Origin of the sequence: Slackia sp. CM382, assembly GCF_000293015.1 — a bacterium.
GTDB lineage: Bacteria > Actinomycetota > Coriobacteriia > Coriobacteriales > Eggerthellaceae > Slackia > Slackia exigua.
The window spans coordinates 233793-245259 of sequence record NZ_ALNO01000007.1; the positions used below are offsets into that span (position 1 = coordinate 233793).

Annotated in this window: 9 protein-coding genes, 1 tRNA gene and 1 other RNA gene; 10 read left to right on the forward strand and 1 reads right to left on the reverse strand. The window is 63.0% G+C overall.

The features are described 5' to 3' along the window. The first annotated feature begins 238 nt into the window (after positions 1–238). The 10 genes from HMPREF1155_RS03730 to recR all read left to right on the forward strand — a co-directional run bounded on the left by HMPREF1155_RS03730 (position 239) and on the right by recR (position 10808). Positions 239–1813, forward strand: a complete 1575-nt coding sequence (locus HMPREF1155_RS03730) for an MBOAT family protein (RefSeq protein WP_009077395.1) — start codon at positions 239–241, stop codon at positions 1811–1813. Next, positions 1800–3140: a hypothetical protein gene (locus tag HMPREF1155_RS03735; protein ID WP_006362177.1), complete on the forward strand. Its 1341-nt coding sequence runs from the start codon at positions 1800–1802 to the stop codon at positions 3138–3140. The genes HMPREF1155_RS03730 and HMPREF1155_RS03735 overlap by 14 nt, the downstream gene beginning before the upstream one ends. Positions 3141–3153: 13 nt before the next feature. Then, entirely contained in the window at positions 3154–4671 is a 1518-nt protein-coding gene (locus HMPREF1155_RS03740) for an amino acid adenylation domain-containing protein (protein WP_009077235.1), read from the forward strand. Next, the gene (locus tag HMPREF1155_RS03745) at positions 4671–5861 is read left to right on the forward strand and encodes an alanine racemase (RefSeq protein ID WP_006362175.1); all 1191 of its coding nucleotides are present in this window, start codon (positions 4671–4673) and stop codon (positions 5859–5861) included. Before HMPREF1155_RS03740 ends, HMPREF1155_RS03745 begins: the two co-directional genes overlap by 1 nt. An 18-nt stretch (positions 5862–5879) precedes the next feature. Continuing rightward, complete coding sequence (locus HMPREF1155_RS03750; RefSeq protein WP_006362174.1) at positions 5880–6125, forward strand: hypothetical protein; 246 nt, start codon at positions 5880–5882, stop codon at positions 6123–6125. Positions 6126–6276: 151 nt separating this feature from the next. Then, an RNA gene (ffs, locus tag HMPREF1155_RS08785) (signal recognition particle sRNA small type) lies at positions 6277–6370 on the forward strand. Next, the gene (locus HMPREF1155_RS03755) at positions 6358–7095 is read left to right on the forward strand and encodes a VTT domain-containing protein (protein WP_238319089.1); all 738 of its coding nucleotides are present in this window, start codon (positions 6358–6360) and stop codon (positions 7093–7095) included. The genes ffs and HMPREF1155_RS03755 overlap by 13 nt, the downstream gene beginning before the upstream one ends. Positions 7096–7165: 70 nt before the next feature. Beyond that, complete coding sequence (dnaX, locus tag HMPREF1155_RS03760; RefSeq protein WP_009077387.1) at positions 7166–9754, forward strand: DNA polymerase III subunit gamma/tau; 2589 nt, start codon at positions 7166–7168, stop codon at positions 9752–9754. Positions 9755–9884: 130 nt separating this feature from the next. After that, complete coding sequence (locus HMPREF1155_RS03765) at positions 9885–10196, forward strand: YbaB/EbfC family nucleoid-associated protein (RefSeq protein WP_006362171.1); 312 nt, start codon at positions 9885–9887, stop codon at positions 10194–10196. A gap of 15 nt (positions 10197–10211) precedes the next feature. Beyond that, positions 10212–10808, forward strand: a complete 597-nt coding sequence (recR, locus tag HMPREF1155_RS03770) for a recombination mediator RecR (protein ID WP_009077332.1) — start codon at positions 10212–10214, stop codon at positions 10806–10808. A 381-nt stretch (positions 10809–11189) separates the two neighbouring features. Here recR and HMPREF1155_RS03775 read toward each other — a convergent pair. Beyond that, positions 11190–11264 (reverse strand) — tRNA-Val (locus tag HMPREF1155_RS03775). Positions 11265–11467: the final 203 nt, after the last annotated feature.

Genomic DNA, 11467 nt, shown 5'->3' on the forward strand with positions numbered 1-11467 from the left:
AGAAAACCATATCGAATTCCCTCAGGGGAAAGCGGGTATGCTTTTCGCACATGCGCATTTCTCGGGCGATTTCATGGTATGACGTGCGAGAAGCCGGATGCCGTCCCGCAGCGGGGCGCGTCCGCGCATCGAAAGAGGAAGTGGCAGGACGAAGGCGGATCGCGTCGTTCCAAGATGCCGGTCGTGCGTCTCGGATCGCGTCGTCCCCGGAAGGACGCTAGGGGAGTTAGGCTAGGACATGCAACTGTATTCGCTCGAGTTCGTCTGCTTTCTCTGCACGCTGCTCGTCGCATATTTCGCCGTCGGACGGCTGTTCGGACGCGGTCAATGGATCGTGCTTCTCATCGGATCGCTCGGGTTCTACATGGCCACGGGCTGGCAGCACCTCTTCTTCATCCTGCTGACGGCCGGTTCCACCTGGCTCGTCGGCCTGGCGTTCGGCAAGCTCGACGCGCGCTGCAAGGAACTGCGCAAAGCCGCGGAGAAGTCCGAGAAGAAGAAGATCAAGGCGAAGTTCGCCCGCCGCAAGTGGTACTTCCTGCTCGCAGCGCTCATCTTGAACTTCGGCGTGCTTTCCTACATCAAATACTGGAACACGTTCCTCGATACCGTGGGCGCGGGCGACAGCTTCCTGGCATCCAGTCTGCTTCTGCCGCTCGGCATCTCGTTCTACACGTTCCAGTCCGTCGGATACCTGATCGACACCTACAACGGCAAGGGCGAACCCGAACGCAATTTCGCGAAGTACCTCCTGTTCGTTTCGTACTTCCCGCAGCTTATCCAAGGCCCCATCAACCGCTTCGACGCGCTCGCCCACCAGCTGTACGAGCGCCATTCGTTCGACGCGGACAACGCCAAGCGCGCGCTTCTGCTCATCGGCTTCGGCATGATGAAGAAGTTCGCGATCGCGGACCTGCTCGTACGTTCGATCAATGGCTGCCTGAACCACATCGACGGCTCCACGCCGGGCTCCATCGTGGTGTTCGGCATCCTGCTCTACTCGGCCCAGCAGTATGCCGACTTCTCCGGCGGCATCGACATGGTGCGCGGCGTCTCCCAGCTCTTCGGCGTCAAGCTCGCCGAGAACTTCCGTCAGCCGTACTTCTCCATCTCGCTCGGCGACTTCTGGCGTCGCTGGCACATCACGCTGGGCGCATGGATGCGCGACTACGTCTTCTATCCGTTCGCGCTGCGTCCCTCGATGCAGAAGCTGGGCAAATGGTCCGGCGACAAGCTCGGCCGCCACTGGGGCCGCACGCTGCCGGCATCTATCGCGAACATCCTCGTGTTCTTCCTCGTGGGCCTCTGGCATGGCGCCGACGCCCACTTCATCTGGTGGGGCCTGTACAACGGCATCGTCATCGCGGCGGCCGACCTCGCATCGCCTCTGTTCGAACGCATGATCAAGCTATTCAGGGTGAATACCGAAACCGCGTTCTGGCACGTCTGGCGCATCCTGCGCACGTTCATCGTCGTCAACATCGGCTGGTACTTCGACCGCATCGAGGATTTCGGCGACGTGCTCACCGGCTTCTACAACACCATCTTCAACTTCAGGGCCGATCTGTTCATGTCGGTGCTGAAAAGCTACAGCGTCAATTACATCGGCATGTCCTTGCGCATCGCCATCATCGGATGCCTCATCATCTTCGTCGTGAGCGTCCTGCGCGAACGCAAGGTGGATGTGGCCGGCGAGATCCTGAAGCTCAACGTCGTCGCTCGCTTCGCGATCTATACGTTCGTGCTCGTGCTGACCATCGGATCGTTCGCGTATGCGCCGAGCGCAGGAGGATTCATCTATGCGAATTTTTAAGGCAGGGGCGAAGATCGTCGCCGTTCTCCTCTTCATCGTCCTTGTGAACTGGGGCTTGACGTTCGTGATCGAGCCGACCGGCTCCAAGAGCCAGGTCATGTGGCATGACTACTACGAGCAGTCCGATATCGACACCGTCTACGTGGGCACGTCCCAGGGCGAGCGCGGCTTCGATCCCGCGGTCATCGACAAGGAATGCGGCACGTCCTCGTACAACATGTGCACTCCCAGCCAGCTGATAGAGGAGTCGTTTCTCGGCATCAAGCAGGCGTACAAAGACCATCATATCAAGCGCGTGGTTCTGAGCTTCGAGGTGTCGCTCGTGCAGAGCGAGGACTCTCCGAGCCCGGGCGGCGCCTATATCCGCAACAAAGACCGCGGCAAGCCGCTGCAGTTCGCCAAAGACGCGCTCCCGTGCCTGACCGACGATCGCTTCTATGGCAAGAAGGATTCGATCAACTGGATGTTCCCTTGGGTGATCAACCATGTCGACGCGAAGCCGCAGAAGCTGTATCGCAACATCAAGATGAAGCTCGACGGTACCTCGATCGCCGATGCGGCCATGGAAAACGAGAAGGGCTGGACCTACTACGGCAAGGGCTACGGCAACTACGACAGGGTCTACGACTACAATCCCAAAGTCTATCGCAGCTACCTGGATACCTACGGCAAGAGCAAGCCGAACGACCGCAAGATGCAGACGCTTGCCGATATCTGCGACTATTGCGCCGATCACGATATCGAGCTCGACGTCATCTGCACGCCCCTGCCCGCTTACGACATCCTCGAGTACGACGGCTATTTCGACAAGCTGGTCGGCATCAAAAGCCTCGTCGAAGAGCATGGCGCGCACTACTACGACTTCAACCTGGCGCGCCCCGAGCTCTTCGATCAGAAGCCGGAGTATTTCGCCGACTATCAGCATATGAACACCGAGGGCGGCAGGATCTTCAGCGAAGGCGTCGCGAAGCTGTTCCAGCATATCGATGCGGGCGACGACGTGGACGGCCTCTTCTATGCGCCGGAGGACTACGCCTCGCACATCGACTATATCGACATGGTCACCTACAAGACCAAGAACAACGACGACGGCAGCACCAAGATCGACGCCAGCGTGCTTGCCGGCGAAGGCGTCCAGGCCGAATACCAGTTCCTCGTGAAGAACAAGGACACGGGCAAGTGGGACGTGCTGCAGGATTACTCCGATGAGTCGAGCTACACCTTCGACCCCGACAAGCCCGGCACGTACCGCGTCTGCGTCAATGCGCGCAAGGTCGGATCGACCGCCGAATACGAGCGCTGCAGGACGTTTTCCATCACGAAATAAGATAGGAGAAGGCATGAGAAACGTACTTGAGTGGCTGGAGTCCACGGCCGCCGTCTCCCCTGACAAGACGGCATTCGCCGATCCCGATTCGACGGTGGGCTTCGCCGAGCTCGTGGCGCGTGCGCAGGGCGTGGGAACCTACCTCGCCGCGCGGCAGGCGCCATGCACGCCGGTCGCGCTGTTCCTCGAGAAGAGCACCACGGCCATCTGCGGCATGCTGGGCGCCACGTACGCGCGCTGCCCGTATTCCGTGCTCGACGTCCGCCAGCCTCGCGAACGTCTGCTCGGCATCGTCGGAACGCTCGAGCCGGGCATCGTCCTGACCGACGCCGCCTATGCCGATGCCGCGCGCGAGGCATTCGAAGGCACGTCGCTCGATGTGGTCGAGCTGGAAGGCATCCTCGGCACCGCGGCCGACGCCGATGCCATCGCCGCTCTCCGCGCGTCGGCGCTCGACGTCGATCCGCTCTACATCAACTTCACGAGCGGTTCGACCGGCACTCCCAAGGGCGTCGCCGTGTGCCACCGTTCCGTCATCGATTTCATCACGCACTTCACGAGCCTTTTCGGCTTCACTGCGCACGACGAGATCGGCAATCAGGCTCCGTTCGATTTCGACGTGTCCGTCAAGGACATCTACAGCGGCCTTCTGACGGGCGCGACGGTCCACATGATCCCGCGCGATTACTTCAGCCAGCCGGCGAAGCTGATGGATTACCTGGTGGAACGTAAGATCACGACCTGCACCTGGGCGGTAAGCGCCATGTGCTTCGTCTCGATCATGGGCGGCTTCGACTACAAGGTTCCCGAGACGGTGAACAAGGTCATCTTCAGCGGCGAGGTCATGCCGGTCAAGCAGCTCAACGTCTGGCGCGCGCATCTGCCGCACGCCACGTACGTCAACGTGTACGGCCCGACGGAGATCACCTGCAACTGCACCTACTACGTCATCGACCGCGAGTTCGCGCGCGACGAGGTCATTCCTGCAGGTCGCGCGTTTCCCAACGAGAAGGTCTTCCTGCTCGACGAGGACGATGCCGAAGTCGTCGGCGCGGGGGAGCACGGCGAAGTGTGCGTGAGCGGAACCGCCCTTGCGCTCGGGTACTATAACGACCCGGCGCGCACGACCGAGGCATTCATGCAGAATCCCCTGAACGCGCGCACGCTCGAGATGATGTACCGCACGGGGGACATCGGCATGTGGGACGAGGCGGGCAACCTTGTCTACGTCGGGCGCAAGGACCATCAGATCAAGCATCTCGGCCAGCGCATCGAACTCGGCGAGATCGAAGCGGGCGCCCAGGCGGTCGACGACGTCGAACGCGCCTGCTGCATCTATAATGCGAAGAAGAAGCGCATCCTGCTCTTCTACACGGGCGGCATCGACAAGGACGCGCTGCTCGAGGAGCTGAAGTCCAGGCTTCCGCAGTACATGGTTCCGAGCAAGGTCTTCGAGGTCGAAAGCATGCCCATGACCAAGAACGGCAAGATCGACCGCAAGGTCCTGGCGGAGATGGGAGGCGTCAGATAATGATGACGAACGAAGAGCTTTCAGCCGTCGTCGCCGATTACGGCACGCCCGCATTCGTGTTCGATGCAGGCGCCCTCGAGCGCCGCATCGCGGCATGCAGGGATATCGTCGGCGAGACCGTCGGCCTATGCTACGCGATGAAGGCTAACCCCTTCTTCGTGCGCCCGGCCGCCCATGCCGCCGACCGCCTCGAGGTCTGCAGCCCCGGCGAACTCGACATCTGCAAGCGCGCCGCCATCGATCCGGCGAAGATCGTTTATTCCGGCGTGAACAAGCTGCCGGAAGACATCGGGGACGCCATCGACTACGGCTGCGGCGTATTGACCGCCGAATCGCTCCTGCATGTGCGCTACATCAATCAGGTTGCGCTCGAAAAGGGCCTGGTCGTCGACGTGCTGCTGCGTCTCAATGCGGGCAGCCAGTTCGGCATGTCCAAGGAAGACCTCGTGTCCGTCGTGGACGACCTGGGCGCCTGGCCCGGCATCCGTGTGGTCGGCATCCATTATTTCGTGGGCACGCAGCGCAAGAAGCTCACGCACCAGATCAAGGAGCTTGAAAAGATCGAAGCGTTCATCGACGAGCTCGCATCCGAGCACGATTTCGTCGTCGAGCGGCTCGAATACGGTCCCGGCTTGGCTGTCCCGTATTTCATGGACGACGATTTCTCCGACGACCTCGCGCCGCTCAAAGAGATGGCCGACGTGCTGAAGCGCGTGGCGACCAAGGCGGAGCTCACGATCGAGATGGGCCGCTTCTTCGCGGCTCCCTGCGGCGCGTACGTCACGCGCGCGATGGACATGAAGTCCAACAAGGGCACCAATTACTGCATCCTCGATGGCGGCATGAATCATCTGACCTATTTCGGCCAGATGATGGGCATGCACGTTCCGCAGATCGCGAACCTTTCGCACCTCGATCGCACGGTCGATGCCGGCAACGTCGCGGAATGGTGCCTGTGCGGCAGCCTCTGCACGATCAACGACATTCTGACGCGCGCGGTCGAGCTCGAGGACTTCCGTCCGGGCGATGTGCTCGCGTTCTTCAACGTGGGAGCCTATTCCGTCACGGAGGGAATCCATCTTTTCCTGAGTCGCACCATGCCGCGCATCGTCGTGCGCTATGATGACGGGAGCGTGGCGCTCGTGCGCGATTTCATCGAGACGAGCACCCTCAATTGGATCCAGCAGTAGCGAAGGAAAGAAGCATCCATGGAAGAAATCACGCTTGATGCGGTCATCGAAATGCTCGAAGACGTCAAGGAGGGCGTCGACTACCGCAACGCCACCGCGCTCGTGGACAATCGCGAGATCGACTCGTTCGATATCCTTGCGATCATCTCCGCGATCGACGACGAGTTCGACCTTTCGGTTCCCGCGAAGGACATCGTTCCCGCGAACTTCAACAGCGCCCAGTCCCTCTGCGCGCTGATCAACCGTCTCGCCGAAGAGGAATAGCCGCCCGGGCGCGCATGGCGTCTGAAATCGGGAAACGGAGGGCGTTCGGGCCGATGCGGCTCGAGCGCCCTTTCGGCTATGGCCGTTTGGTGGCAGAGCGCATCGCGCTCGGCCGTATCGGGTATACTGAACCGAGTTCATGCAGTGCCTTGGACGGGCATGGGCGGCGATATGTTTCGAACCTGGTCAGGTCCGGGAGGAAGCAGCCATAAGGAACCTCTGACGAGCGCCCTTGCCTGTCCAAGGCACTGCGTTTCTCGGCCTCGCCCGCGGTGCGGTGGCATCCGAGGCCATCCGACACAGGCAGGCGAACGTGGGCATCATCCGATTCTTCATCAATCTGCTGAGCGATCCTCGCACGGCCATCGCGGGATGGATCGTGTCATTGGGTCCGGCGCTCGTCTACGCTCCGCTCTTCCTCGTCGTGTTCGTCGAAACGGGGCTCGTCTTCTTTCCGTTCCTTCCCGGCGATTCCCTTCTGTTCGCCGCAGGCGTCTTCAGCGCCGGCGGCGGCGGGCTCAATATCGTCGCGACGCTCGTCGTCTTCTGGACGGCGGCCATTCTCGGCAACACGTCCAACTACTGGATCGCACGGTTCTTCGGATCGCGCATCGTCGATTCCGGCCGGGTCAAGGCCCTGACGCCCGAGCGTGTCGCCAAACTGGACGGGTTCTTCGCGACATACGGCGGGCTCACGATCGTGATCACGCGGTTCATGCCCTTCTTCCGCACGTTCGCGCCGTTCGTGGCGGGCATGGGGCACATGGGATTCGCGACGTTCACGCTTTTCAACGCCATAGGCGGCGTATCATGGGTCAGTCTGTTCGTGCTGGCAGGATATTTCTTCGGCGGGATTCCGCTCGTCCAGGCCCATTTCGAGGCCATCCTTTTGGGTATTGTGGCGGTGTCGGCCGCGCCGGCGGTCGTCGGCGCGGCGCGGTCTGCGCTCGCATCTCGGAAGAAGCGCTAGCCGACGGTGTTTTCAGATGCGGGACGTGCGAAGATGACGTTCCGGAGGTTCATGGCGAAGGCAGGTTTCTATGACAGAGGCGCTCTATAGGAAGTATCGCCCGCAGACGTTCGACGACGTCGTTGGCCAGATCCATATCGAACGCACGATCAAGAACGCGCTCGAATCCGATCGCGTGAGCCACGCCTATCTCTTCTGCGGCCCGCGCGGCACGGGAAAGACCACGATGGCGCGCCTGCTGGCGAAGGCGCTCCTGTGCGAGAAAGGTCCGACGCCCGCGCCCGACGGCGAATGCGAGCAGTGCCTCGCCATCGCCGAGGGCACGCACCCCGACGTCAACGAGATGGACGCGGCCAGCCGCACGGGCGTCGAGAACGTCCGCGAGGAAATCATCGGCCGCGTTCAGTTCGCCCCGGTCCGCGGACGCTACAAGATCTATATCATCGACGAGGTCCACATGCTGTCCACGGCCGCCTTCAATGCGCTGCTGAAGACGCTCGAGGAACCTCCGAGCCATGTGGTCTTCATCCTCTGCACGACCGATCCGCACAAGGTTCCGGCGACCATCCATTCGCGCTGCCAGCGCTTCGACTTCCACCGCCTCGCGAACGAGGAGATCATCGCTCGTCTCGGCGCCGTCTGCGCCTCCGAAGGCGTGGAGTTCGAGGCGGAGGCGCTCGAGCTCGCGGCCAAGCGCGCCCAAGGCGGGATGCGCGACGCGCTGACGACGCTCGAGCAGCTCATCGCGTTCGGCGAGGGCCGCGTCACGATGCAGGTCGCCCTCGACGTTCTGGGGGCGCTCGACTCGAACGACATGACGGACATCGTCGCGCGCATCGCTCGACGCGATGCGGCCGCGTGCTTCACATGGGTGGCGGAATATGTCGAAACCGGTGCCGATCTCGCGCAGTTCGCGCGCGATCTGGCATCGTACGTGCGGGATCTGTATGCGTTCATCCTGACCGACGGGGCGCTGGAGCCTCGGTCGTCGGCGACGAACGAGCAGCTTGCGGCTCAGGCGGGGCTGTTCGGTCCCGATCGGCTCGCGCATGTCCTTTCGATTCTGGGCGATGTGTGCGCCGAGCTGCGCTCATCGGCCAATCCGCGCCTGTCGTTCGAAATCGCGCTGACGCGCATGGCGCGCCCTGAAAGCGATCTGACGCTCGCATCGCTGGCGGCGCGCGTCGAAGAGCTCGAGCGCGCGTGCGCGCAGGGCGCCCGTCCCGTGGATGCGCCTGCCGTTCGTGTTGCGGCTTCGACGCTCGACTCGACGCCGGTCGCCGACGCGCCGATGGCTGCGTCCGCAGTTGCGGACGCACCTTCCGCATCCGGCCTTTCACCTTCGGTGATCGCGGCGGCGCGCGCGATCAAGGGGGGAGGGGCTCCGTCGTCCGCACCCGTCGTCGATACCGGCGCCCCGGCATCGGCTACGTCCGATGCGCCGGGATCCGGCGCATCTTCCGGCGCGGCTGCGGCTGCGCCTGCAGAACGCATTCCCGCCGTGCAATCGGGGCTCGATTCCTCGCCGGCGCCTGCGGCGGATTCTCCGTCGGCGTCTGAGCCGAAGCTGGCCTTCTCGTCCGCGGAGCCTTCCGAAGCCGTCCGCGCGAAGCTTTCGAATCCCGCCGCCCTGCAGAGAGGATGGCAGGCGGCCGTCGCCGAGGTCAAAAACCTGAGGACGGCATATGGCGCGTTGCTCCTGTCCGCAAGCGTGTCGCCCGTTCAGGGCGCGTCGGGCTTGGCCGTCGAATTCTCGCGCGAGAATTCCTTCGCGTTCTCGGCCGTGCAGAAGCCCGAAGTGTCCGAGATGGTCTCCGCCGCGCTCGCGCATGCGTTCGGAGGAGAGGTGCCCTTCGAATTCACGCAGGGAGGCGGCCGTCCCCAAGGCTCGTCGCGCACGAAGGGCGGCGATTCGGCTTCGTCCGCTTCGGTGTCTGATCAGTCGCGTTCTTCGGGACGTGCGGGCATGAGCGCCGCCGAACGCGCGCGCGCCGCTATGGAAGCGGCCCGTGCGCGCGGGGATATGGACGCATCCGTCGCGCCCGCGTTCGACCGTGCGACGACGCGTCCGATGCCGATTCCGTCCTCTGCGCTTCGGCCGGCCGTCGCGGAAGCGGCTGCGCCGCCCGACGGAGATGCCGTCCCGTATTCGGATGCCGACGCGGAATCCTACGCCGACGAGGCTGCCGCGCACGCCGTCCTGACCGTCGACGGTGCGAAGCCCGTCGATCCCGCCGAGGCAGGCAGGCGTCTCGGATTCGATTCCATGGTTCCCGCGCGCAGCGAGGAGATGCCTCCTCTCGCCGGATGGCCGATGCCCGAAGATGCCGCCGGAATGTCGGGCCCTGCACAGGAAAAGGCATCCGTCCCGGAGCCTTCGGCGAATCGTGCGCCGCATCCGTCTGCGATGCCTGCGAGGAAGGCGCCGGCATCGTCCGCGTCCGCCTCTGCTTCGGCCGATTCCGACCCGGCGGCGCCCGGCGTTTCGGGGCAGCAAGCCGGAGGCCGCTCTCGACCGTCCGATGCGGAGCCTCGGACCAAGAGTCGCCCTCGACCGCCCGCGCCGGCGTCTGAGCCTGCGCAGGATGCGGGGATGGATGCCGCGAGCATCTTCAGTGCGCTCGGCGTTTCCCTCGACGACGTGCAGGAAAGCTCGTAGGTCCGTCGCGACGGCGTGGCTGCCGCCGCGCGTCGTGGCGCGATTGCCGTCGGACGACGGACGATATGAGATAATCCGCTGCGGCGCCTGTCGGCGTCGCAGCCTTGGATCGAGACGAAGGAGCATTCCCATGCCCGATATGAAGCAGATGATGCGTCAGGCCCAGAAGATGCAGGCCCAAATCGCAGCCGTTCAGGACGAGATCAAGGACATGACCGCCGAAGCGACCGCGGGCGGCGGCATGGTCAGGGCCGTCGCGGGCGGCGACATGTCGATCCGCGAGCTCGTCATCGATCCGGCCGCCGTCGATCCCGAAGATGTCGACATGCTGCAGGACATGGTCCTCGCGGCATGCAACGAAGCGTTGCGCGCCGTCACCGCCAAAGGCGAGGCCCGTATGAGCATGGTCGCAGGCGGGATGCATATTCCCGGCCTTATGTAGGAAGGCGGCCGACCAGTGGAGGCCGCTCCTGCCATACAGACGTTGCTCGACGAGCTCGAGCGCATGCCGGGCGTCGGTCCTAAGAGCGCCCAGCGCATCGCGTATTGGATCCTGAATTCCGATAGAGCGACGGCCGAACGTCTCGCGCAGGCCGTGCTCGATGTGAAGAGCTCCGTGCATTTCTGCCCGCGCTGCTTCAACTACGCGCAAGGCGATGTCTGCGATATCTGCGGGTCTGCGAATCGCGATGCGCATACGATCTGCGTGGTGAGCGAGCCTCGGGACATCACGGCCATCGAACGCACGGCGGTGTACAAGGGTCTGTACCATGTGCTCGGCGGGGCCCTGTCTCCCATGGACGGCATCGGTCCCGACGATCTCAAGGTCGCGGAGCTCATGGCGCGCCTTGCCGCCGAAGATGTGACGGAGGTTCTTATCGCCACGAACCCCGATGTCGAAGGCGAGACGACGGCGACGTACCTTGCGCGTCTCATCAAGCCGTTGGGTATCGAGGTCTCGCGCCTCGCGAGCGGCCTTCCGGTCGGAGGGGACCTCGAATTCGCCGATGAGGTCACGTTGGGGCGGGCGATCGAAGCGCGCCGCGCGCTGTGACGGATGCGTTCGCGATTTCGCTCGGGGCGAAGCCTTGCCTGATGTGTAGAAACGTTGTAGAATAATCCTCGTTACAGAGGCGCGAGCTTCGGTAAGTTTGAGGACCTTGCTCATAGGAGGGGAAGCAAGGTCCTCTTCTTGTGTGCGGATGCGTTCGATTTCTTCGGCATGGTCGCATGCATTGAACATTCCATCTCGGGCTATAGGTGAGAATGCGCGCCCAGATCCCATCGGCGATCCGAACGCATCGGACGTTCCGTTCAGAGCGTATGCGATGCATCGAAGGCGTCCGGCGTGCATCCGAAGCATAAGGGCCATAGCCACAGGCCCAGCATGAAACGAAGAACGGCCTCGGAATCGTCCGAGGCCGTTGTGCATGCATGGTGGGCGATGAGGGGTTCGAACCCCCGACCTTGTGCGTGTAAAGCACCTGCGCTCCCGCTGCGCCAATCGCCCATAAGACAATCCATTTTCACATATCCCGACGTTCGTGTCATGGCTTTTCTCGGAACGTGATGAGAAGCGCATCGGATCCGACGGCCTTCTCCGCAAGAAGGGATCGCATCGCGCGGCGTATCCCCTCGTGCTTTCAGCAAGGCTTCGGATAGGGCGGCGCAAGGTCGTCGCGCTACTGTCTCTTCCACGCAACAGGCGAGGAG